Source organism: Promicromonospora kroppenstedtii, assembly GCF_044389675.1.
GTDB lineage: Bacteria > Actinomycetota > Actinomycetes > Actinomycetales > Cellulomonadaceae > Promicromonospora > Promicromonospora kroppenstedtii.
The window spans coordinates 1-21,184 of the sequence record NZ_JBIRYI010000006.1 but is presented as its reverse complement, the minus strand read 5'-3'; the positions used below and the strand labels follow the sequence as shown (position 1 = coordinate 21,184).

Here is a 21,184-nt window from a genome sequence, read left to right as displayed (position 1 = left end):
GGGTGCTGGCGCGCCGGTTTCGACTCCGGTCCGTGCGGGAGCATGCTTGTGCGCCATGGAGAACGCTGACCGCAGGACCATCGTGATCACCGGCGCGAGCGACGGGATCGGGGCGGCGGCCGCGCGGTTGCTCACCAGCGCCGGGCACCGGGTGGTCGTCGTCGGACGCTCGCCGGAGAAGACCGCGGCGGTGGCGCACGAGCTGGGCGCCGAGCACCTCGTGGCGGACTACACCCGGCTGGGCGAGGTCCGCGACCTGGCCGCCCGGCTCGACGAGACGTGCGCGCGGATCGACGTCCTGGCCAACAACGCGGGCGGCATCCTGGGCGACCGTTCCAAGACCGACGACGGCTTCGAACGAACCTTCCAGGTCAACCACCTGGCCCAGTTCCTGCTCACCAACCTGCTGCTGGACAAGCTCCTGGCGAGCCGGGCCACCGTGATCCAGACGTCGAGCATGGGAGCGCGCCTGTTCGGCCACCTCGACCTGGACGACCTGGACCACGACCGGGACTTCACACCCCACCTCGCCTACGGCACCGCCAAGCTCGAGAACATCCTGTTCACCACCGAGCTGCACCGCCGGTACCACGAGCGGGGTCTCGCGTCGGTGGCGTTCCACCCGGGCGGCGTCGCGACCAACTTCGCGGCGGAGAGCACCAGCTTCATGCGGCCGCTCTACCAGAGCCGGATCGGCAAGCTGTTCATGGCCACGCCCGAGCAGGGCGCCGCACAGCTGGTCCGCTTCGCGCAGACCGAGCCGGGGGCCGACTGGCAGTCCGGCGCGTACTACGAGCGGGGACGCGTCGCCCGCCGCACGCATCCGCAAGCCCGCGACGCCGGCCTGGCGCGCCGGCTCTGGGAGCGCTCGGCGCAGCTGGTGGGGATGGCAGAAGACTGAGCGACGGGCGGGTCCTGTCGGGGCGAGCCGGCTCGCCCCGACCCTCAGGCGCCCGGGTCCCGCTCGAACCCTGTGCTCGCCCGGTCGACCGCGTCGCGGATCGCCGCGGCGCGCTGCTCGGGCCGCTCGACGGCGACGGCAGCGGCCGCGGCGGCGCCCATGCAGGCGCCGAGGTGCGCGGACATGACCGGCCACCCGGCGGGATCGGGAAACTTCCCGCGCAGCGCGTCGACGAGCTCCGACTGGGCCCGCTGCAGGCGCACCACGAGGGACGGCGGCAGCCCGCGCGCCGCGGTGACGAGCTCCGCGCGTAGGGCGGCCAGCTCGTCCGTACGGGCCCGCGGGTCCTCGAACAGGTCGACCAGCACCGCCATCACGGCGCGCACACCGGCCGCACCGTGACCGGCACCGCCGGCCGCGCCCTCCGGCAGGTCGTCGAGCGCCGCGACCGCGCGGCGGACGTGCCCCTCCAGGTAGTGGAAGAGCACGTCCTCCTTCGCCGGGAAGTGCAGGAAGAACGTGCGCCGCGCGATCCCGGCCGCGGCCGCGATGTCGTCGACCGACGTCCCGCTCACCCCCCGCTCGAGGAACAAGCGCGTCGCCGCGATCACGACGGCGTTCCGGGTCGCCGCCCGCTTGCGCTCCCGGATCCCGCCGCGCTCGTCCGCCGTCACGCCTCTCCCCTTCCGACCGCTGGCTGCCCTGCCGCACAGCGTAGCCCACTCGATGCACTAGTGTATTGATGCACTAGTGCATCGAATCCGGAGGAGACCCATGCCCGAGCACACCGGCCACACCTATGTCGTCACCGGCACCGACTCCGGGATCGGCGCCGCCGTCGCCGAACGGCTCGAGCGGGACGGCGCGCGCGTGATCCGCTGTGGTGTCACCGAGGCGGCCGACGTCCGCGCCGATCTCACCGACCGTGAGGCCCGCGCCGCCGCCGTGGAGCAGATCCGGGCCCTCGCTCCCGCACCCCCACGCGCGTCTGCACCCCCAGACGCACATCCGGACGCACACTCACCCGCCCACGCCGGGATCGACGGCGTGGCACTCGTCGCAGGGAGCGCGGACCCGGCGGTCGCCGTCGGCCTCAACTACTTCGGCACCGTCGCGCTGCTCCGGGCGCTGCGCGACGACCTGGCGCGCGCCCGGCAGCCGCGCGCCGTCGTCGTGAGCTCGGCCTCGGCCCTCTCGGCGGGCGACCAGGACCTGATCGAGGCCTGCCTCGCCGACGACGAACCCCGCGCCCTGGCGACCGCGGCCGGCCTGGTGGCCCGCGGCCGGGGCTCGGTGGTCTACCGGTCGACCAAGATCGCGCTGAACCGCTGGCTCCGCCGCGCGGCGGTACGCCCGGAGTGGGCCGGTGCGGGCATCCCGCTGAACGCGGTGGCGCCCGGCGTCGTCGCCACCGGGACGGCTCGCGCCACCCTGCTCGCCGACGCCGCGAGCGTGCGTGTGCTGCAGGACGCCCTGCCCCAGCCTCTCGGGCTGCCCGGACCGGTCGAGCCAGTCGCGGCGAGCATCGCCTGGCTGCTCTCGCCGGACGCCGGTTTCACCACGGGACAGGTCCTGTTCGTCGACGGCGGCGCCGAGGCGACGCTGCGCGGCGAGGCTCCGTTCGCCACCGGCGTGCGCTACGGGCCCGTGCGGCTGGCCCGCATGATCACGTGGACGCTGGTCGGGCGGTGGCGGTCCCGTCACGCGGCGTGACCCGTCGCCCCCAGGCGGCGACGACCTCGCGGGCGGCGACCACGTCGTCGTCCGCGACCAGCAGCACGAGGTTGCCGACGTGGTCGCTGTACTGGACCAGCACGTTCACGCCGGCGTCGCCGAGGCGGCGGGCGAGCGTGCCGAGCTGGCCGGGTACCTCCTGGTCCAGCCGCGCGAGGACGACGTCGCGGACCGCCGCCGGGCCGAGCCCTGCCGTGGTGACCGCCCGGAGCGCGCGGGCGCCGTCGTGCACCAGGTAGTGCGCCACGGCCCGGCCGTCGACGGTGAAGACGCCGCCGCCCTCCAGGCTGACGCCGGCCGCGCCGAGCGCCTGGCCCAGGTCGGCGAGCGCCCCGGGCCGGTCGGCCAGGTGGACCTCCAGGTCGCGCAGGTGCGTGCTCATCGCCGTCACCCGACCCGCACCGCGGTGCCGACCTCGACGGGAACCGCCAGGGAGGATGCGACGTAGCAGGCCTGGTGCGCCTGCTCGGCGAGCCGATGGACCTGTGTCTCGTCGGTCCCGGCGGCCACGGTGACGGTCACGGCCAGGCGGATGGTGCCGAGGCGTTGGGGCATCGCGGTCAGGTCCAGGTGGCTGGTGGCCTCGTCGTCGTAGGCGAGCACGTCCACGCCGGCCCGCGCGGCGGCCCCGAGGAAGGACAGCATCTGGCAGGACGACGCGGCCATCACGACGAGCTGCTCCGGGTTGAGCCGGTCGGGGTCGCCGCGGAAGGCGGCGTCCGCGCTGAGCTCGACGACGGGCGTCGCGGGGGCAGCGACCGCGACGTGGTCCCGGGAGTAGGAACGCAGGCCGGCGCCGGTGGAGCCGGCCCAGTGCAGGCGGGCGACATAGGGATGGGACGGGGGTGGCTGGTTCATGCGGAGACGGTAGGTCGGGAATCCTTCGGTGGACGCCGAAATGTCCGCGCCGTACGGTCGGGCGATGAGCCGGGACCGAGACTTCACCGCCGTGGGCAGGGCGCTGTCCACGCCCGCACGCTCGGTGTTCCTGAACCTGCTCCTGGACGGCACGAGCCGCCCGGCGGGCGAGCTCGCGACGGCGGCCGGGGTGAGCGCCCCGACCGCCTCGGAGCACCTGGCCGTCCTGGCGGACGCCGGGCTCGTGACCTGCGCCAGCCGCGGCCGGCACCGGTACTACGCCCTGGCGGGTCCGGACGTCGCGGCCGCGCTGGAGTCCCTCGGCGTGCTGGCCGACGCCGCCCCCGTCTCCGGGTACCGCCGCAGCCGCCGGGCCGAGTACCTCGCCGCGGCGCGGTTCTGCTACGACCACCTCGCAGGGCGGCTGGGCACCGGCCTGACGGACGCCTGGGTGCGGTCCGGCTGGCTCGCCGGCCGGGACGAGCTCACCCTGACCGACGCGGGCGCCGTCGGCCTCCGCGAGATCGGCGTGGACGTGGACGCCGCCGTCGACGCGCGCCGCGCGACGACCCGGGCCTGCCTGGACTGGACCGAACGCCGCCCGCACCTGGCGGGTGCGCTCGGCTCTGCGGTCGGCGCCCGGTTCCTCGACGCCGGCTGGGTGACGCGGCACCGGTCCGGCCGGGGCCTGGACGTCACCGACGCCGGGCGCACGCTGGTCCGCGAGTCGTGGGGCATCGACCTCTCCGACGCGAGGCGCTGAGCAGACGGTTCAGGCGGGCGGTCCAGCCCGGCGCCCTGCTTGCCCGGCCGCCCGGTCAGCCCTCCCGGCGCGGACCACGGCCGGCCCCGCAGCCGGGGTCGGGTCAGGCCCGCGCGGGAGCGAGACCGAGCAGCGCCAGGCTGTTCTGCCACAGCGCGTCGAGCTGCGACGGGTCGTTGAACACCTTCGCGAAGAGCACGAGCCCCTCGAGCTGGGCGACGATCGCCTTCGCCGCGCCGTCGACGTCGGCCACGGACTGCAGCTCGCCGGACTCGACGGCCGAGGCCAGCCGGGACGCGATCATCGCGATCTGCTCGTCGAAGATCTCCTGCAGGCGCAGCCGCACCGGCTCGTTCTGGGAGCTCACCTCCAGGGCGAGGTTGCCGAAGAGGCAGCCGGCCACCCACCCGGTGCCGGTCACGGCGTCGACCTGCATCTGCGCGGTGGCGTCGAACAGGCCGCGCAGCCGGTCGAGCAGGCTGCCGGAGCCGTCGAGGATGCCGGCCCAGACGCCCTTCTGCCACGTCCAGTGCCGGTCGATGACGGCGAGCGCCAGGGCCTCCTTGGAGGCGAAGAAGTAGTAGAACGACCCCTTGTTGACGCCGGCGCGCGTGCACAGCTCGGCCACGCCGATCGACCCGTAGGGACGCTGCGAGAAGAGTTCCACGCCCGCTTCGATCAGGCGCTCACGACCATCCGAGGTTCGAGGCATGTTGACAGCATACGACCGGTCAACTATAACTGGGAACCCCAGTAGTTGACCGACCGTCTACTAAGGAAAGAACATGAGCACCCAGAAGGTAGCTGTCATCACCGGAGCCTCCCAGGGCATCGGCGCCGGGCTGGTCGACGCGTACCGCCAGATCGGGTACGCCGTCGTCGCGAACTCCCGCACCATCGACCTCGCCGAGGCCGACGACCTCGCCGTCGTCAGCGGTGACATCTCCGACCCGGCGACCGCGGACCGGATCATCAAGACCGCCCTCGAGCGCTTCGGGCGCGTCGACACGGTCGTGAACAACGCGGGCGTCTTCATCGCCAAGCGGTTCACCGAGTACACCGCGCAGGACTTCGAGACCATGGTCGGCATCAACGTCGCCGGCTTCTTCCACCTGACCCAGCGGGCGATCCCCCTGATGCAGGCGGCCGGCGGCGGCCACGTCGTGAACATCACGACGACCCTCGTCGAGAGCGCACTCTCGGTGTTCCCGTCCGCCCTCGCCTCCGTGACCAAGGGCGGCATCGCCTCCGCCACGCGCGCCCTGGCCATCGAGTACGCGGCCGACAACATCCGCTTCAACGCCGTCTCCCCCGGCGTCATCAAGACCCCGCTGCACCCGGAGGAGACCCACGAGACCCTCGCCGGCCTGCACCCGCTGGGCCGCATCGGCGAGGTCGACGACGTCGCCCGCGGCGTCCTCTACCTGGAGCAGTCACCCTTCGTCACGGGCGAGTTCCTGCACGTCGACGGCGGGCAGATCGCGGGGCACTGACCCGCGCACACCACCGCACCGACACCACCGCACCGCGGGGCGGCCACCGGGCCGCCCCGCGCTCGGCCGGGGCTCCGGCCGGGCGCCGGACCGGTCCGCGGACCGGGAAGAGGAGACAGATCATGACCGAGCAGGACCAGACCAAGCAGGATTCAACCGAGCAGGAACAGGACCGGTCCGACGCCGCCGGCATCGTCACGGCGCTGCTCGACCGGTGGTCCGACGGGATCCGCCGGCGCGACCTCGCGCACATCGCCGCGCAGTTCACCACGGACGCCCTGTTCCAGGGCTTCGACCCCGAGCCGGCGTTCGGCCGCGACGTCGTCTCGGCCTACTACGGCAAGCAGCCGGCCGGGCTCACCGCCGACCACACGCTGGTGCGCGCCACCCGGCTGGCCGACGACGCGGTGCTCGGCTACGCGGCAGTGATGTTCCACCGCCCCGACCGGGAGGTGCCGGTGTACCTGACCGTCGTCGCCGTCCGCGAGGAGGGCCGCTGGCTGATCAGCCACTACCACGTGTCGCGCGTGGGCTGACGGAACCTACCTCGCCGGCAGGTCCCCCGCCGACGTCTCGCCCGACGTCTCGCCCGCCGTCGTGCCCGCCGCACCGGCTGCCGGCCCGGCGGACGCCCCGTCCGTCGACCCCGCGGGCGCGTCCGCGGCAGTGGCCGCCGTCTCCTCCAGGAGGTCGGCCAGCCCGCGCAGGTGCCGTGCGACCTGCTCCCCCAGCGGCGTCAGGCCGTACTCGACGCGCGGCGGGATGGTGGTGACGACGTCGCGCGTGACCATGCCGTCGCGCTCCAGGGACTGCAGCGTCTGGGACAGCATCTTCTCGCTGACCCCCTCGACCCGGCGGCGCAGCGCGTTGAACCGGTAGCTGCCCTCGCCGAGCGCGAGCAGCGCGAGCGAGGCCCACTTGGACGTGACCACCTCGAAGGCGGCCCGCGACGTGCAGCCGCGGGCGAAGACGTCGGTCACCAGTTCCTGCGGCGGCCCGCTCGGGCCGTCGCCCGGCATGCCGTCGCCCGGCAGGTCGGCGGACTCCGGGCTGTCGGGCGCCGGGCCGCCGGGGTGGAGGTCCGTGATGCTCACGACCCGAGGATACCGCGCGCACTCGGAATGTGGTGTACTTTCGATTCGTTAGTGCTATCCGTTGGCAACTGGCCGACGTCTCGCTCGACACACACAGCACCGCGAACTGGGAGAGAACCATGACCACCTACGCCGTCACCGGAGCGACCGGACACCTGGGCCGACTCGTCGTCGAGGAGCTGCTGTCCCGCGGCGTACCCGCCGCAGACGTCGTCGCGATCGCGCGCACGCCCGAGAAGGCCGGCGACCTCGCCGAGCGCGGCGTCCAGGTCCGCGAGGGCGACTACGACCGCCCCGACACGCTGCCCTCGGCCCTCGACGGCGTGCAGCGCCTGCTGCTGGTGTCGGGCAGCGAGCCCGGCGTGCGCGTCCCGCAGCACACCGCGGTGATCGACGCCGCGAGGGCAGCCGGCGTGCAGCGGATCGCCTACACCAGCATCCTCAACGCGGACGACACCACCAACCCGCTCGCCGGGGAGCACCAGGCCACCGAGCAGGTGCTGCGCGCGTCGGGCCTGGCGATCACGCTGCTGCGCAACGGCTGGTACACCGAGAACTACACCGACCGGATCGCCGAGTACGTCGAGCGCGGCGAGATCGTGGGCGCCGCGGCGGAGGGCAAGGTCTCCGCCGCCACCCGCGCCGACTTCGCCGGCGCGGCCGCGGGCGCCCTGCTCGCCGACGACGCGGCACCGGGTGCCGACGGCGCAGCGCCCGTCGTCGTGCACGAGCTCGGCGGCCCCGCGTTCACCTTCGCCGAGCTCGCGTCGACGATCAGCGACGTCACCGGCTCACCGGTGGCCTACCGCGACCTGTCGGTCGACGCCTTCGCGGCCGAGCTGCAGCAGGCCGGCCTGGACGCCGGCACCGCCGGGTTCGTGGCCGGGATCGACGCCGCGATCGCGGCGGGCGACCTGCAGACCGACAGCGACGCCCTGGTCCGCCTGCTGGGCCGCCCCGCCACGCCGCTGGCCGACGCCGTGCGGGTCGCGCGCGGCTGACCGCCGGGGACGGGCAACGACAGGCCCTCCCTGGTCGTCGCCCTCATCCGCGCGACGCGTGTTGAATGGGGGCATGCGAGGAGCAATCATTCACGGGGCCGGGGACGTCCGCTTCGAGGAGCGGGCGGACCCGGTCGTCATCGAGCCCACCGACGCCGTCATCCGGACCGTCGCCGCGTGCGTCTGCGGCTCGGACCTCTGGCGGTACCGCGGGGTCTCCCAGGTCAAGCGGCCGACGCCGATCGGCCATGAGTACGTCGGCGTGGTCGAGCAGGTGGGCGATGCCGTGACCACCGTCAAGCCGGGCGACTTCGTGGTCGGCGGGTTCCTGCACAGCGACAACACCTGCGCGGTGTGCCGCAAGGGCATGCAGGCCAACTGCCTGCACGGGGGCGGCTACGACGGGTGCCAGGCCGAGAAGATCCGCATCCCGAACGCCGACGGCACCCTGCTCGCCACCCCCGGCGAGCCGGACGCCGACCTGATCCCCAGCCTGCTGAGCCTCTCCGACGTGATGTGCACCGGCTGGCACGCGGCGGTCTCCGCCGGCGTCGGGCCCGGGTCGAGCGTCGTGGTGGTGGGCGACGGCGCCGTCGGGCTGAGCGGCGTGCTGGCCGCCGCCCAGCTCGGCGCGACCACGATCATCGCGATGAGCCGACACGAGTCCCGCCAGAAGGTGGCGCAGGAGTTCGGCGCCACCCACATCATCGCCGAGCGCGGCGAGGAGGGCCTGGCCCAGGTCCTGGAGCTGACCGAGGGCATCGGCGCGGACGCGGTGCTGGAGTGCGTCGGCACCGCGGAAGCCCGGGCCCAGTCCGTGGAGCTGGTGCGGCCCGGCGGCATGATCGGCATCGTGGGCGTGCCGCACGGCGACCTGCCCGTCGACTCCCTGTTCTGGGGCAACAAGGGCCTGCGGGGCGGCGTGGCGCCGGTGCGGGCCTACCTGCCGCACCTGCTGGACCTGGTGTGGAAGCGCGAGATCGACCCGGGCAGGGTCTTCGACCTGACCCTGCCGCTGTCGGAGGTCGCCGAGGCCTACCGCGCCATGGACGAGCGGCGCGCGATCAAGGTGCTGCTGCAGAACTGACGGACGGCGCTGGGCGCTGCTGCTGACCGCTCCGCGGGCGACTTCTGCCACCGGCCGCCGCGCGCCGGCGGAAACGACCATGCACGTGCTGCCAGCCGAAGCCTCCGGCTGGCAGCACGTGCATGGTCGTCTCCCACGGCCCGGCGAGCGCAGGTCCGGGTGCGATGATGATCGCGCGAGTGGAACACCCCGTCCGTTTCGGCGAAGCGAGAGTCATGACCCAGCACCCGGACCCCCCACACCACGAGACCGCCCCGCCCGAGTCCCTGGAGTCGCACCCGGCGCGGGAGCTGCGGTCGGACGCGCGCGACAACCGGGAGCGCATCCTCCAGGTGGCGCGCGAGACCTTCGCAGTACAGGGCATCGACGTCCCGATGCGGGAGCTGGCCCGGCGCGCCGGCGTCGGCCCGGCCACGCTCTACCGACGCTTCCCGACCAAGGAGGCGCTGGTCACCGAGGCGTTCGGCGAGCAGATGGCGACGTGCACCTCGATCGTCGAGCAGGGCCTGGCCGACCCCGACCCCTGGCACGGGCTGACGACCGTGATCGAGGAGGTGTGCGTCATGCACGCCGTGGACCGTGGGTTCACCGCCGCGTTCGTCACCGCGTTCCCCCAGGCCGTCGACTTCGCCCAGGAGCGCACGCGCGCCCTGCGCGCGCTCGGCGAGCTCATCCGGCGCGCGAAGAAGGCCGGGAACCTGCGCCGGGACTTCGTGCTGGACGACCTGATCATGCTGATCATGGCGAACTCCGGCATCCGCGCCACGTCCCGCAAGGCCGCCGTGGCCGCCTCGCGCCGGTTCGCGGCCCTGCAGATCCAGTCGATCAGCGCCCGGCCCGACGTCGCGCCCCTGCCACCAGCGGTCAGGCTGCCGTTGCTCGCCGCACTGTAGGTGCCCCGCTGGGATCGTGGCCTACGGCCGGACCCGCCCGACGAAGGACTCGACCCCGTCCAGGACCCGCGACAGCCCGAACTCCCAGGCGCGCTCGGCGTCGTGCAGGCCGCCGTACCCGGCGGTCGCCGCCGCGCCGACCCGGGCCGCCAGCGCGAAGCGCTCCCCCAGGACGCGCGCCATGTGGGGCTCGTGCGCCGCCCACCACTCCGCGTCGCCCTCGCCGGACCGCTCCGGGAGCGACCGCCACGCGGCCAGGCCCGCCGTGGCGTCGCGGACGTAGCCGAGCACCAGGGTCAGCACGAGGTCCATCTCGACGTCGGTCAGCCCGATCCCGTCGACGGCGCGCAGCTCGGCGTCGTACTTGGCGATCGTCCCGGGCCCGAGCGGAGGCCGGCTCTCGAAGCGGGCCAGCAGCCACGGATGCCGCTCGTAGAGCGCCCGGTTCGCACGTGCGACCCGCTCCAGCCGCGAGCGCCAGCCGTCCCCGTCAGGACTGCGCGTGCCGCCCTCGCCGTGGTCGTAGCGAACCTCCGCGAGTACCCGGTCGACCATGAGGTCGAGCAGCTCCGCCTTGTCCTGCACGTGCCGGTAGAGCGACATGGCGCCCACGCCGAGTCGGTCCGCGACCCGCCGCATCGAGAGGCTGTCGAGGCCCCCGTCGTCGGCAGCGGCCACGCCCGCCGCCACGATCTGGTCGAGACCGAGCCCGGGCTTGCGGCCGAGTCCGGAGGCAGTTCGAGTACCCCACAGCAGGTCCAGCGTGCGCGCCCGGTCGCGCTCGCCCCCGGAATCTCCCATGCACTGCCTCCTCAAGGATGTGCTGCCCGAACGGCCGCCGTCACGCCTGCCTGCAGAGCGAGGCTCCGCCCCGGCCCGGTCCGGTCCGGCCTGACCCGGCCCGACGTCGACTATAGTTTGCGTACGCCGTACCCAAATGGCGCGGCGACACGGACACCCCACCCCTGGGAGGCACGAGTGGTTGCAGCAGCATTCCGAGTAGGCCTGCGCGTCGGCGACGTAGTCGCCGCGGCGCGCCTCTACCGCGGGTTCGGGTTCGACGACGTCGGCACGATCCCCGGCCCCGACGGCACCCCGGTCATGACGATCCTCGCGCGCGGCGAGGTCCAGCTCATCGTGGACGCACTGGTCGGCATGCCCTTCCCCGACACCGAGCGCGAGCGGCTCACGCAGGGCGGCCCGCGCGGCCTCGGCGTGGCCATCGGGCTGGGCGTGGACGACCTGGCCGCGAGCTACGACTACTGCCGGTCGGCGGGCTGCACCATCACGTCCGAGCCGGCCGACGAGGCCTGGGGCGACCGCGTCTTCGAGTGCGTGGACCCGTTCGGGTACCAGTGGGAGTTCTCCCAGCCCCTCGAGGACTGGGACGCCGCCTCGGGACTGGACGCCGCGCAGGAGAGCTGGTTCGGCGCTCAGGCCTGAGAGCGCAGGGCCGGCCGGCCCTGCGCGCGGTCGTCGTCGAGCGCGCCGCGCACCTCGCGCACGATGCGCGCCATCGCCTCCTCGGCGGCCTCGGCGTCGCCCGCGGCGACGGCGCGCGCCACCGCCTCGTGCGCCTCGAGCGCCTCCGGCACGGGGTAGGCGGGCATGAGCCCCAGGTGGATCCGCCCGGAGATGACGACGGCGACGACGTCGGCGAGCGCGCTGAACAGCTCGTTGCCGCTGGAGCGCATGAGGAGCTCGTGCATGCGGATGTCGAGCGCCAGGAACTCCGCGCCGTCGCCCTCGCCGGCCTCGCCGAGCTTGCGCATCTGGCTGGCGGTGGCGACGAGCTCGTCGCGGACCGCCGCCGTCGCGCCGCGGGCCGCACCCGCCGCGGCGCGCGGTTCGACCGCCTGCCGTAGCTCGGTCAGCGACCGCAGCTGCGACGTGCGGCCCGGACCATCGAGCCGCCAGGCGATCACCCGGGGGTCGAGCACGTTCCAGGACGAGTGCGGCAGCACGACGATCCCCACCCGGGGTCCGGACCGGACCAGCCCGAGCCCCTCGAGCAGGCGCATCGCCTCGCGCGCGACGGTGCGGGACACCCCGAACTCGGCACCGATGCCGTCGAGCGTCAGCGCGGCACCCGCCGGCAGCTCACCACCGGTGATGCGCCGGCCCAGAGCGTCGAGGACGGGGCTGTGCAGCACTGGGGGCATGCTCACAGGATAGTTGGCGGCACATCGACCGGCCGGACGGCCCCACAGCCGGGCCGCCCACCCTCCCGGCGGACCCCCGTGGGCCATTGGTCACACCATTGGTGACATGAATCACGCGCGAATGGTGTCATCAATGGGTGAAGATAGGTGCCATGGACACAGACGTCACCGGGACAGAGATGTTCTCGACCCAGACAAGCAGCGGCGGATCCGACCCCGCCGGGACCGACCACCCACCCCAGGCCATCGTGGTGATGGGCGTGGCCGGATCGGGCAAGACCACGGTCGCCGCTCTCCTCGCCGGGCGCCTGGGGGCGTCGTTCGCGGAGGGCGACGACTTCCACTCCCCCGCGAACGTCGCCAAGATGGCGGCGGGCCACCCCCTGGACGACGACGACCGCTGGCCCTGGCTGCGCGGGATCCGCGACTGGTTCGCCAAGGAGCTGAACGAGGGCCGGAGCGCCGTCGTGCCGTGCAGCGCCCTGCGCCGCAGCTACCGCGACCTGCTGGAGACCGCCGGCAGCGAGAGCACGGGCCCCGTGCGGTTCGTCCACCTCACCGGCTCGTATGATCTGCTGCGCACTCGCATCCAGGGCCGCGCCGGGCACTTCATGAAGCCCGAGATGCTCGACAGCCAGCTCGCCGCCCTGGAGCCGCTCGAGGACGACGAGCCCGGGTTCGGCGTGGACATCACGCCCCGGCCCGACCAGATCGTCGACGAGATCCTGCGCCGCCTGGGAGAGGACGACTGATGCTGAACGCCACTGTTTCCGCCGTCCTGCCCACCGCCCTCCCCGTCGCCGCCGCCGCGGACGCCGAACCGACCGCGTCGACGTCGCAGCTCGTGCTCGCCGCCGTGATCGGCATCGCCGTCATCGTCGCGCTCATCGTGTGGCTGAAGATGCACCCGTTCCTGGCCCTCGTGCTCGGTTCGGGCGCGCTCGCACTCGTGGCCGGGACCGGCCTGACCGACACGTTCACCAGCTTTACCGCGGGCCTCGGCACCACCGTGGCCGGCGTCGGCGTGCTCATCGCGCTCGGCGCGATCATCGGCAAGCTGCTCATCGACTCGGGCGGTGCCGACCAGATCGTCGACACGATCCTCGACCGGACGCCCGCGAAGCGTCTGCCGTGGGCGATGGCGCTCATCGCGTTCGTCGTCGGCATCCCGCTGTTCTTCGAGGTCGGCGTCGTGCTGCTGATCCCGGTCGTGATGATCGTGGCCCGCCGGATGCGCGCCAACCCGATCCTGGTCGGCATCCCGGCGCTCGCCGGGCTCTCCGCCCTGCACGGCCTGGTACCGCCGCACCCCGGACCGCTGCTCGCCATCGACGCGCTCGGCGCCAACCTGGGCCTCACGCTGGGCCTCGGGCTGCTGGTCGCCGTCCCGACGGTGATCATCTCCGGGCCGCTGCTCGCCATCCCGCTCACCCGCTGGGTCCGGCTCGACCCGCCGACCACCGTCCTGGGCGTGCCCGACGACGTCACGGGCGGCACGGGCTCGAACGGCACGGGCAGTTCGGGCTCCGGCACGGGCTCCGGGTCGGGCAAGGGCGACGCCGGGACCGCCACGGCCACCGCGACCGGCACCACCACGGGCACGAAGACCCTGCGCAAGCCGTCGTTCGGCATCTCGGTCCTGGTCGTGCTGCTGCCCGTGATCCTGATGCTCGCGCGGTCCGTCGTCGAGGTCGCGGGTGCGACCGAGACGGGCTACGGCACGATCCTGGAGTTCCTGGGCGAGCCCCTGGTCGCCCTGCTCATCACGTCGCTGTTCGCGCTGGTGGCCTTCGGCACCGGAGTCGGCCGTACGCTGCAGCAGGTCGGCGACCTGGTCGGCTCGTCGTTCGCGCCGATCGCCGGGATCCTGCTCATCGTGGGCGCCGGCGGCGGCTTCAAGCAGACGCTCGTGGACTCAGGAGTCGGCGACGTCATCGCGTCCGGCATCGCCGACGCCGGGATCACCCCGCTGCTGGCCGGCTGGCTCGTGGCGGCGCTCATCCGCATCGCGACCGGCTCGGCCACCGTCGCGACGATCACCGCAGCGGGCATCATGGCGCCGCTGGCCGCGGGCCTGGAACCCACGCAGGCGGCCCTGCTCGTGCTCGCGATCGGCGCGGGCTCGGTGTTCCTCTCCCACGTGAACGACGCCGGCTTCTGGCTCGTCAAGGAGTACTTCGGCATGACGGTCGGCCAGACCTTCAAGACCTGGTCGCTCATGGAGTCCGTGCTCTCGGTGGTCGCCCTGCTGGTGGTCCTGCTGCTGGGAATCTTCGTCTAGCGCGGATCCCGCGCCGGCGGAGTCCCGCAGCACGTGTCGGACCCTCAGGTCACCCGGGTGACCTGAGGGTCCGACACGTCGGCCGAGACCTGACGGGCCTCGGTCACCAGGTCAGGTGCGTGTCCCCCTTCTCGACCCGGAACACGCGCGGAGCCTTGCCCGGGACGGTCACCGTGATCGTCGTGCGGGCCGATGCCGTGACCTCCATGCCGCTGCTGTCGCCCGAGCCGCGCGCGGCGTCGAGCACCACGTTCCGGGCGACGACCCGGCCGCCCACGGCGCGCACCACGGTGCGGCCGTCCCGCTCGAGCGTCGTCGAGCGCGGGCCCGCCGTCACGGACCACGCGTGCCCCTTCAGGGGCACCTCGGAGACCGTGTTGGTGCCGGGCAGGCCGAGCGTGCCGAAGCGGAAGCCGGCGGCGTCGCCCCACGGCTCGTCCGCGATGAGCTCCTGCGTGCTCATCAGGGGCATCAGGTTGGACCACGAGTAGGTGCGCCACGCGGTGTCGGTCGCGACGTTGTTGATCAGCTGGCCGGGCTCGGGGTCGAAGTACTCCGGGAACCAGCCGATCTCCTCGTACGAGGTCAGCCACATCCTGGTCGACTTCGTCGCCAGCTCGGCGGCGGCCTCGTCCAGGCCGTACCGCTTGAGGCCGTCGTAGACGGTCGCGTTCATCGGCGGCCAGGCCGCGCCCTGCCACTCCTCGCAGGAGTCCTCCTCGCCGGGCGACTGGAAGTACCGGTACGCCTCCGTGGACAGGTTGGCCCGCCCGGCACAGAACGCCGGGTCGTTGCGCGCGACGCTCGGGATCACGAACTCGCCGCCGTACTCCTCAGGGTTCTGGAGGTGGTCGCGCACCAGGATCTCCGCGCGCCCCGGCGTCGCCAGCCCGCCGAACAGCGGGTAGAAGACCGTGGGCGTGTTGGTGGGCTCCCACGTGCCGTCGAGGTACCGGTTGAGGTAGAGGCCGCGCTCCTCGTTCCAGAGGTGCTCGTTCATGCGCACCTCGAGCCGCTCGTGCAGCGCCGCGTACCGCTCGGCCCCGGCCGCGTCTCCGAGCTCCGCGGCCATCTGCGCGAGGTTCTCGGCCATGAGCCCGTAGTAGGAGTTGAGCGCGACGTCGGTCAGGTTCGTGTTCTCGCGCGTGTCCGTGCCGCCGTCACGCGGGACCTCGACGTAGTTCCAGTACTGCGGGCTGTCGTCGAGCCCGAGGTGGTTGCCGCGGCCGCCGCGGCGATCCTCGACCCACGGGCTCTCCAGGAGCCCGTCCCGGTCGGTGTCGAACTCCGGCATCCGCTCGATGTACCGCGTCATGATCGGGTAGACGAGCTCGAGGATGCTGCGGTCCCCCGTGCGCGTGTACGCCCGCCAGGCGGCGTAGGTGTGCATCGGCCCGGCGTGGAGCTGGTCGTAGCGTGGGCCCTGCTGGTCGTAGAAGTCACGGATGTGGTCGAGCGCCGTGGCCGGGTCGACGCTCAGCTCGGTGATCGCGTCCCAGGCCGAGTCCCAGCCGAGGAAGATGTCGTCACCGCCACCGCCGAGGCCCCACATGACGAACGACCGGTCGTACTTCTCGTCCCAGTTGTCGTTCAGCGACATGGCGTCGCGCAGGTAGGTCGCGGCCCGGCCGGTCGGACCGCGGCCGTTCAGGTTGCCGTCGTCGGCCCGCGCCTCGGCACGGTCCAGGATCCGCGTCACGTCCCGGGTGCTCAGGCGCGACCGCTCCGGAGCCTCGGTGGACACCGCCGCGTGGAAGGCAACCGTCTCGCCCTTGTCGAGCGCGTACCGCTGCGCGACGGCGCCCTCGCCCGCCGCGTACTCCTTGCCGACCAGGCCCTTGAGCAGCTCCGCGACGCTCGCGTAGCCGGTGGTCTCCTCGGGCGTCACCGTGGAGTCGAGACGGAAGCTGCCCACCCGGGACGCGTCGCGCACGCCCGCCGACGTCGCGACGATCGAGCGCTCCCCGTCGGGCCGGTAGGTGCTCGGCTCCGACCACGGCGGACTGGCCTGCAAGAACACCTCGGTGTCGTCGATCAGCGCGGTGGCCGAGCCCACGATCTCGCCGTCGCCCGTGGTGGAGAACCGCAGCCGGACCGTCCGGGTATCACGCAGGACGGCCGCGTACGCGGCCTCCTGGACCGGCAGCTGCTCGCGCGCCTCGGCGACCTCGGCCTCCGACCAGTCCTCGGGATGGGCCAGGACGGCGCGCAGGGCGCCGATCGTCTCGGGCGTGATGTTGCGGTTGTCGGTGGTCATGTCGATCTCGTAGTACGAGCCGTCGGGCGTGACCGTCCCGATGCGCTTGATCCACGGGACCATGTTGTCGTCCAGCACCCGGCCGGCCGGCGTCACCATGTTGAACGCCAGCGAGAACCGGGCATGCCCCTCGCCGACCAGGAGTGCGCCGTCGAACTCCTGCTCCTTGAAGCCCGGCAGGGCGAACGGGAGGGAGCGCGGGGCGTACTCGTCGTCCGCTGAGCCGGCGCCGGTGCCGGCGGCTTCCGCGGACCGCGTGACGGCGGCGCCGGTGCTGGCGTCGGCGGCCAGCGCGCCCGCCGAGAGCGGGACGGTGACCAGGGCGCCGGCCACGAGGGCTGCTGACAACCTGGCAGTCGTTCGTCGGCTCATCAATGAACCCTTCACGTCGATGTGAACGCTAACAGCGAGAACAGTAGATGCTGGTCACATGACATACAAGTGCAGAGTGGGCGGCAAGGCAGCTCGGTCGTCAGAGCCTCGTGGCGCGCCTGGAGCGTCGAGTGGTGCATGCCGAGTGCCGACGCCACCGGGAGGACATCCGCCGAACGAGGCACTCTCACGGCCCCGCACCCGCCGTCCGGCGGGCGGGCAGGAGGGGCCGGCCCGCGAACCCGGACCGGCCCCTCCTCCCGTCGGCCTGTGTCAGCGGCGGCCGGCCGTCACTTCGTCCGCCGGGGAGCCGCCAGCGGCGACACCGTGATCCGGTCCACGACCGGCGCCCACCGCGACCGCAGCGGGAAGTCCGGCCAGACGTCGGAGGCGTAGGTGGTGCCGTCGAAGTTCGGCGCCTCCTGCGAGCTCAGCGTGATGCTGTTGCGGCCCTCCTCCAGGTCGAGCACGACGGTCTTCTCCCAGAAGCTGTTCTCGTGGAACGTGTGGGGGAAGAGCACCGGCACCGACGCCCCGCCGTTCACCGAGACGTCCGCCCTCCGGGCGATCGGGTCGGGGTTGTAGTGCGACGCGGGCGACTGCTCCGGGTTGGAGTACCGCAGGACGACGGCGTGCGGGCCGGCCCGGTCCGCGTCCACCCGGAACGTCAGGGTGCTGCCGTTGCCCGGGTCTCCCCCGACGTCGGTCACGGCCCTGCCGCCCTCGGCGAGCGACAGGTCGGCGACGGTCGCGGACCCGGCGAGCTCGGCGTCCTCGGCCTGGTAGTCCGTCGCCGCGAGCACACCGGTCCCGGGCGTCGTGATCAGCCGGTCGACGACGACGCCGTGCCTGCCACCGGTGACGACCACCTTGTTCACGCCGCCGTTCAGGTGCGCGGCCACCTCGTCCGCCCGCGCGAGGTCGAGGACGTCGCGGCCGTTGACGGTCAGCGAACCGCTGCTCCGCCCACCGCCGCTGCTCTTGCCGCTGCCCCCGCCGGGCCCGGCACCCTTGCCCCTGCCGAGCGTGTCCACGTCCAGCGTCGCCTCGCCGTCCTCGGCCGCGTAGATCCAGAACGTCGCGGTCTCGCCCCTGCCCAGCGCGACGCCGCCGGCGCCGGACACAGCTGCCGGGCGGACGCCGCGCGGCGCCTCGTACAGCGCGCGCCCGCCGTCGTCGAGCGTGGCGTGCTCGGCCTCGTACACCGAGGTTCCGGCGTCCGGGCTCGGCAGGGCCAGGGTGATGCGGTCGAGGATCGCGTCGCCCCGGGTGACCCCGGTGCCGTCGAGGCTGCGCGCCGCGAGCGAGAGCGTGTGCGTCCCGGCCGTCAGCTCGACCGTGGTGTCGGCGTGGTCCCAGACCACCCACTTGTAGCCGAGCGGCAGGTGGAGCTCCTGCTCGGCAGCCCCGTCGACCCGGACGAACACGTTGGTCGGGCCCTGCCCGGCCACCGCGTCGTACGTGTTGAGGCTGTTGGCGAAGACCGACAGGTCGTACGTGCCGTCCTGCGGCACCGTGACCTCGAAGTCCAGGACGCCGTCCGAGCCGGTGCGCAGCCCGCCCACGTCGTACCCGCCCGAGGTGTAGAACTTGCCGACGTCGGACGGCGAGCCCTCCGGGCCGTTCAGGCTGTAGCCCGACCCGGTGTAGGTGGCGTCCTCGGCCTCGTAGCTGCCCTCCCACGACGTCGGTGCCGTGCTCGTGGCCTCGCCGACGCCCGCGGGCGTCATGACGATCTCGTACGCCGACGACTCCTTGAGGGACGGGAGCGAGGTGCCGTCGAACTCCACGGCGACCTTCCCGTCCGTCACGGGGAGGGTCAGCTCGGCGAGGTGGCGCGGCTGGGCGGAGTCCCCGAGCTGCCCGGTCCAGGGGATCTCGCGCACGGTGACACGCACGTCGTCGCCGAACACGGCGCCGGGGACGTTCACCAGCTCGACCGGCGCGGCTCCGTCGGACCCGCCCACGATGGTGCGCGAGATCGCGCGGTCGCGGTCGACCGTGGACACACCTTGCAGCGTGTAGTTCTCCCCGGGGAAGGGCGGCGTGACCTCCACCGTGTTCCCGCTCATCTGCGCGTACGCATTGAACAGCCACCACTGCCCGTTGCCGCGGTCGGACTGGACGGCTGAGTCGGAGAGGTTGCCGTCAATGTTCCAGTACGCGATGTCGGCGTCGACCTTGGAGTCCTCGATGGCCGAGATCCACTGGATCATCTGGCCGGGCACCGAGGTGTGGTAGTTGAACGCGTACTCGTTGATGTTGATCGGCAGCTCGGTGCCGGCCAGGTCGGTGCCGGCGAAGACCTCGGCCTCCCAGCCGCGGTAGGTCGCCACGGACTCGCGGATCTTCTCCGGGTGGGACAGCTCGTGCCAGGTGATGACGTCCGGCACGGTCCCGGCCTCGACGGTGTGTTCGAGGAACCCCTTGACCTGGCCGTACAGGATGCTCGTGTTCGGGCCCGCGATGCGCGCCCCGGGCATCCGGTCCTTGATCAGCGCGTGCACCCGGTCCCAGGCGGCGAAGTAGTCCGCCGGGTCGTCGAGCCACGAGGTGCCGTCGTAGCTCCACCGCCCGGTGCCGAACATGTTGCCCTCGGGCTCGTTGAACGGGACGAAGACGACGTTGTCCTGGTACTCCGCGGGCATCTCCAGCACCTGGTCGACCTGCGTGGCGATCTTGTCCACGAAGGTGTCGAGCTTCTCCTGCGGGGTGTCGCCCGGCCACTCGTACGGGAAGCCGCGGTGGATGTCGGTCATGTAGACGTAGACGTCGCCGTCCGTGGCGTCGGCGAGCGGCCGCACCACCTCGAGCGCGTCGGCGCCCGGGTGCTGGGGCCCGTCCTGCGCCTTCGTCGAGACCGTCCGGATCCCCATGCCCTCGATGAGGTTGTCGCTCGGCAGGCCGTCGCCGTACAGGCCGTACAGGGTGCCGGACGCGCCGCCGTGGAACGCGCCGGTCTCGGCGCCGAGGTCGACCCGCAGCTCACCGCGGTGCACGGTGACCGTCGCGGTGACCGTCGCGCCGGCGGCGGCGCCGGCGACCGTGAACTCGCCCGGCTGTGCGTACCGCGCCGGGTCGATCTCGTCCCAGGTCACCGGCACGTCCCGGTCGTAGCCGTCGCTGAACGACGCCCGCACCGCCGCGGGCAGGTCGGGCGCCGCCGCGACCGTCGTGCGCACCTCGAAGGTGTCGGCCGTCAGCTCCACCATGTCCGGGGTTTCCTCACCCACGAGCTCTGCCACCTGCTCCGCGCTCAGCGCGGCGCGGTACAGGCGGAAGTCGTCTACCGCACCGTCCAGGAGCGGGTCCGGGTAGAACGACTTGCCGATGTAGCCGGCGGACTGCGCGGCGTCCGCGAGCAGATCGCCGGCCGTCACTGTCGACCGCGCCGAGCCGACGGCGACGCCGTCGAGGTAGGTCGTCAGCCGGTCCGCCGCCGTGTCCAGTGTGACCGTGAGCGTCACCCAGTCCCCGGCGCGCAGCGGTCCGTAGCCGCTGACCTGCGCCTCGCCTCCGCCGCCGTTCGTCGTCAGCGCGGTGCGCAGGCGGCCGTCGCCGTTGGCGGGCGTCGCGAACAGGTAGCGCGTGGTGTCCGTGCCCAGGTCGAAGACCCGCTGCCACGCCCCGCCCGTGCCGTCCCAGCGCACCCGCGCCGAGACGCTGAGGTCGGTGGCCCCGTCCAGTGCGGCGCGCGGGAGCGTCACGTAGCCGCCGCCCTGGCCGCCGGGCAGGTCGAGCGCCGTGCCCCCGCCCTCGGCGTCGACCAGGCTCGTGGTGCCGGAGATCGTGCCGTCCAGACCGTTGCCGGAGGAGTCCGGGACGACGGCGCCCGCGACGTCGTCCATCGTGTAGCGCAGGTCGGGGGCGGGGAGCTCCTGGGTGGTGGCGGCGGCGGTGGCCGGGCCGGCCAGTGCCGCGCCGGCTGTGCCGCCGGCAAGCGCCAGCGCCGCGAGCGCCGCGACCGCGGTACGACGCGTCCTGCGCCGGGCCGGTGCGCTGGTGGGCGCTGGTCCGCTACGCGAACCGCTGTGCCATGAAAGTGTCGTGCTCATCGTTGAGTGCCTTCCCTCTCATCGTGGGTGGAACGGGTACCGGGGTGTGAGTGGAGCGGGTCCAGGGGATGTGAACGGGGCTCAGCTACGTCCACGGGGTGCGGCCGCCGCACCAGACAGCCACCCGCGAGGTCGGCCGGTTGGCAAGAGTACGGGGCCACGGGGGGCCCCGAACGCTGGCCCAATGCCGCCCCCGCCCCCAAAGGCCCCCCCCGCCCGGGGGCGAAATGGGG

Annotated in this window: 20 protein-coding genes; 11 read left to right on the top strand and 9 right to left on the bottom strand. The window is 73.1% G+C overall.

Annotated features, from left to right (window positions below; genetic code table 11):
* The first annotated feature begins 55 nt into the window (after positions 1–55).
* Positions 56–901, top strand: a complete 846-nt coding sequence (locus ACH47X_RS10820) for an SDR family NAD(P)-dependent oxidoreductase (RefSeq protein ID WP_397404072.1) — start codon at positions 56–58, stop codon at positions 899–901.
* Positions 902–945: 44 nt separating this feature from the next.
* On the opposite strand, the gene ACH47X_RS10815 is transcribed toward ACH47X_RS10820, so the two are convergent.
* Positions 946–1,575, bottom strand: a complete 630-nt coding sequence (locus ACH47X_RS10815; protein ID WP_397404070.1) for a TetR/AcrR family transcriptional regulator — start codon at positions 1,573–1,575, stop codon at positions 946–948.
* A 100-nt stretch (positions 1,576–1,675) separates the two neighbouring features.
* On the opposite strand from ACH47X_RS10815, the gene ACH47X_RS10810 reads away from it, so the two are divergent.
* A complete protein-coding gene (locus ACH47X_RS10810) occupies positions 1,676–2,614 on the top strand; it encodes an SDR family oxidoreductase (RefSeq protein WP_397404068.1) in 939 nt (312 codons plus the stop codon).
* Here the strand turns inward: ACH47X_RS10810 and ACH47X_RS10805 are convergent.
* Together ACH47X_RS10805 and ACH47X_RS10800 are read right to left on the bottom strand one after the other, a co-directional pair.
* On the bottom strand, positions 2,568–3,017 hold the full coding sequence (locus ACH47X_RS10805; protein WP_397404066.1) for an ACT domain-containing protein: 450 nt from the start codon (positions 3,015–3,017) through the stop codon (positions 2,568–2,570). The two genes, ACH47X_RS10810 and ACH47X_RS10805, sit on opposite strands and share 47 nt — an antisense overlap.
* Positions 3,018–3,022: 5 nt before the next feature.
* Entirely contained in the window at positions 3,023–3,493 is a 471-nt protein-coding gene (locus tag ACH47X_RS10800) for an OsmC family protein (RefSeq protein ID WP_397404064.1), read from the bottom strand.
* 64 nt (positions 3,494–3,557) lie between these two features.
* On the opposite strand from ACH47X_RS10800, the gene ACH47X_RS10795 reads away from it, so the two are divergent.
* On the top strand, positions 3,558–4,256 hold the full coding sequence (locus tag ACH47X_RS10795) for an ArsR/SmtB family transcription factor (RefSeq protein WP_397404062.1): 699 nt from the start codon (positions 3,558–3,560) through the stop codon (positions 4,254–4,256).
* 103 nt (positions 4,257–4,359) lie between these two features.
* Here ACH47X_RS10795 and ACH47X_RS10790 read toward each other — a convergent pair whose 3' ends face one another.
* Entirely contained in the window at positions 4,360–4,968 is a 609-nt protein-coding gene (locus ACH47X_RS10790) for a TetR/AcrR family transcriptional regulator (protein WP_397404060.1), read from the bottom strand.
* A gap of 73 nt (positions 4,969–5,041) precedes the next feature.
* Here ACH47X_RS10790 and ACH47X_RS10785 point away from each other — a divergent pair, with 73 nt between their 5' ends.
* Both ACH47X_RS10785 and ACH47X_RS10780 read left to right on the top strand, forming a co-directional pair.
* On the top strand, positions 5,042–5,749 hold the full coding sequence (locus ACH47X_RS10785) for an SDR family NAD(P)-dependent oxidoreductase (RefSeq protein WP_397404058.1): 708 nt from the start codon (positions 5,042–5,044) through the stop codon (positions 5,747–5,749).
* Between the two features lie 122 nt (positions 5,750–5,871).
* Complete coding sequence (locus tag ACH47X_RS10780) at positions 5,872–6,285, top strand: SgcJ/EcaC family oxidoreductase (RefSeq protein WP_397404056.1); 414 nt, start codon at positions 5,872–5,874, stop codon at positions 6,283–6,285.
* 6 nt (positions 6,286–6,291) lie between these two features.
* Here the strand turns inward: ACH47X_RS10780 and ACH47X_RS10775 are convergent, their stop codons facing one another.
* The gene (locus ACH47X_RS10775; protein WP_397404054.1) at positions 6,292–6,843 is read right to left on the bottom strand and encodes a winged helix-turn-helix transcriptional regulator; all 552 of its coding nucleotides are present in this window, start codon (positions 6,841–6,843) and stop codon (positions 6,292–6,294) included.
* Positions 6,844–6,962: 119 nt separating this feature from the next.
* On the opposite strand from ACH47X_RS10775, the gene ACH47X_RS10770 reads away from it, so the two are divergent.
* The 3 genes from ACH47X_RS10770 to ACH47X_RS10760 all read left to right on the top strand — a co-directional run bounded on the left by ACH47X_RS10770 (position 6,963) and on the right by ACH47X_RS10760 (position 9,824).
* Positions 6,963–7,844 (top strand): NAD(P)H-binding protein, encoded by an 882-nt coding sequence (locus ACH47X_RS10770; RefSeq protein ID WP_397404052.1) that lies wholly within the window; start codon positions 6,963–6,965, stop codon positions 7,842–7,844.
* Between the two features lie 73 nt (positions 7,845–7,917).
* Positions 7,918–8,931, top strand: a complete 1,014-nt coding sequence (locus ACH47X_RS10765; RefSeq protein WP_397404050.1) for a zinc-dependent alcohol dehydrogenase family protein — start codon at positions 7,918–7,920, stop codon at positions 8,929–8,931.
* 215 nt (positions 8,932–9,146) lie between these two features.
* Positions 9,147–9,824, top strand: coding sequence for a TetR/AcrR family transcriptional regulator (locus ACH47X_RS10760; protein WP_397404048.1), 678 nt, complete (start codon positions 9,147–9,149; stop codon positions 9,822–9,824).
* Positions 9,825–9,845: 21 nt separating this feature from the next.
* Here the strand turns inward: ACH47X_RS10760 and ACH47X_RS10755 are convergent, their stop codons facing one another.
* On the bottom strand, positions 9,846–10,625 hold the full coding sequence (locus tag ACH47X_RS10755) for a TetR/AcrR family transcriptional regulator (protein WP_397404046.1): 780 nt from the start codon (positions 10,623–10,625) through the stop codon (positions 9,846–9,848).
* A 177-nt stretch (positions 10,626–10,802) separates the two neighbouring features.
* Here ACH47X_RS10755 and ACH47X_RS10750 point away from each other — a divergent pair, with 177 nt between their 5' ends.
* Entirely contained in the window at positions 10,803–11,267 is a 465-nt protein-coding gene (locus ACH47X_RS10750) for a VOC family protein (protein WP_397404044.1), read from the top strand.
* Here ACH47X_RS10750 and ACH47X_RS10745 read toward each other — a convergent pair.
* Positions 11,258–11,986 (bottom strand): FadR/GntR family transcriptional regulator, encoded by a 729-nt coding sequence (locus tag ACH47X_RS10745; RefSeq protein ID WP_397404042.1) that lies wholly within the window; start codon positions 11,984–11,986, stop codon positions 11,258–11,260. The genes ACH47X_RS10750 and ACH47X_RS10745 overlap by 10 nt on opposite strands.
* Positions 11,987–12,165: 179 nt before the next feature.
* On the opposite strand from ACH47X_RS10745, the gene ACH47X_RS10740 reads away from it, so the two are divergent.
* Positions 12,166–12,738: a gluconokinase gene (locus ACH47X_RS10740; RefSeq protein ID WP_397404609.1), complete on the top strand. Its 573-nt coding sequence runs from the start codon at positions 12,166–12,168 to the stop codon at positions 12,736–12,738.
* Positions 12,738–14,267 (top strand): GntT/GntP/DsdX family permease, encoded by a 1,530-nt coding sequence (locus ACH47X_RS10735; protein WP_397404040.1) that lies wholly within the window; start codon positions 12,738–12,740, stop codon positions 14,265–14,267. The genes ACH47X_RS10740 and ACH47X_RS10735 overlap by 1 nt, the downstream gene beginning before the upstream one ends.
* Before the next feature lie 103 nt (positions 14,268–14,370).
* Here the strand turns inward: ACH47X_RS10735 and ACH47X_RS10730 are convergent, their stop codons facing one another.
* The gene (locus ACH47X_RS10730; RefSeq protein WP_397404038.1) at positions 14,371–16,896 is read right to left on the bottom strand and encodes an amylo-alpha-1,6-glucosidase; all 2,526 of its coding nucleotides are present in this window, start codon (positions 16,894–16,896) and stop codon (positions 14,371–14,373) included.
* 290 nt (positions 16,897–17,186) lie between these two features.
* Positions 17,187–20,951: a LamG-like jellyroll fold domain-containing protein gene (locus ACH47X_RS10725; protein WP_397404036.1), complete on the bottom strand. Its 3,765-nt coding sequence runs from the start codon at positions 20,949–20,951 to the stop codon at positions 17,187–17,189.
* Positions 20,952–21,184 lie beyond the last annotated feature (233 nt).

What these genes read in the sequence shown, in the direction of transcription:
- ACH47X_RS10730 (WP_397404038.1), bottom strand. Translation starts at nt 16,896, where the DNA reads ATGAGCCGACGAACGACTGCCAGGTTGTCAGCAGCCCTCGTGGCCGGC.
- ACH47X_RS10725 (WP_397404036.1), bottom strand. Translation starts at nt 20,951, where the DNA reads ATGAGCACGACACTTTCATGGCACAGCGGTTCGCGTAGCGGACCAGCG.
- ACH47X_RS10820 (WP_397404072.1), top strand. Translation starts at nt 56, where the DNA reads ATGGAGAACGCTGACCGCAGGACCATCGTGATCACCGGCGCGAGCGAC.
- ACH47X_RS10800 (WP_397404064.1), bottom strand. Translation starts at nt 3,493, where the DNA reads ATGAACCAGCCACCCCCGTCCCATCCCTATGTCGCCCGCCTGCACTGG.
- ACH47X_RS10740 (WP_397404609.1), top strand. Translation starts at nt 12,166, where the DNA reads ATGTTCTCGACCCAGACAAGCAGCGGCGGATCCGACCCCGCCGGGACC.
- ACH47X_RS10735 (WP_397404040.1), top strand. Translation starts at nt 12,738, where the DNA reads ATGCTGAACGCCACTGTTTCCGCCGTCCTGCCCACCGCCCTCCCCGTC.
- ACH47X_RS10760 (WP_397404048.1), top strand. Translation starts at nt 9,147, where the DNA reads ATGACCCAGCACCCGGACCCCCCACACCACGAGACCGCCCCGCCCGAG.
- ACH47X_RS10790 (WP_397404060.1), bottom strand. Translation starts at nt 4,968, where the DNA reads ATGCCTCGAACCTCGGATGGTCGTGAGCGCCTGATCGAAGCGGGCGTG.
- ACH47X_RS10765 (WP_397404050.1), top strand. Translation starts at nt 7,918, where the DNA reads ATGCGAGGAGCAATCATTCACGGGGCCGGGGACGTCCGCTTCGAGGAG.
- ACH47X_RS10755 (WP_397404046.1), bottom strand. Translation starts at nt 10,625, where the DNA reads ATGGGAGATTCCGGGGGCGAGCGCGACCGGGCGCGCACGCTGGACCTG.
- ACH47X_RS10745 (WP_397404042.1), bottom strand. Translation starts at nt 11,986, where the DNA reads ATGCCCCCAGTGCTGCACAGCCCCGTCCTCGACGCTCTGGGCCGGCGC.
- ACH47X_RS10785 (WP_397404058.1), top strand. Translation starts at nt 5,042, where the DNA reads ATGAGCACCCAGAAGGTAGCTGTCATCACCGGAGCCTCCCAGGGCATC.
- ACH47X_RS10810 (WP_397404068.1), top strand. Translation starts at nt 1,676, where the DNA reads ATGCCCGAGCACACCGGCCACACCTATGTCGTCACCGGCACCGACTCC.
- ACH47X_RS10780 (WP_397404056.1), top strand. Translation starts at nt 5,872, where the DNA reads ATGACCGAGCAGGACCAGACCAAGCAGGATTCAACCGAGCAGGAACAG.
- ACH47X_RS10795 (WP_397404062.1), top strand. Translation starts at nt 3,558, where the DNA reads ATGAGCCGGGACCGAGACTTCACCGCCGTGGGCAGGGCGCTGTCCACG.
- ACH47X_RS10770 (WP_397404052.1), top strand. Translation starts at nt 6,963, where the DNA reads ATGACCACCTACGCCGTCACCGGAGCGACCGGACACCTGGGCCGACTC.
- ACH47X_RS10805 (WP_397404066.1), bottom strand. Translation starts at nt 3,017, where the DNA reads ATGAGCACGCACCTGCGCGACCTGGAGGTCCACCTGGCCGACCGGCCC.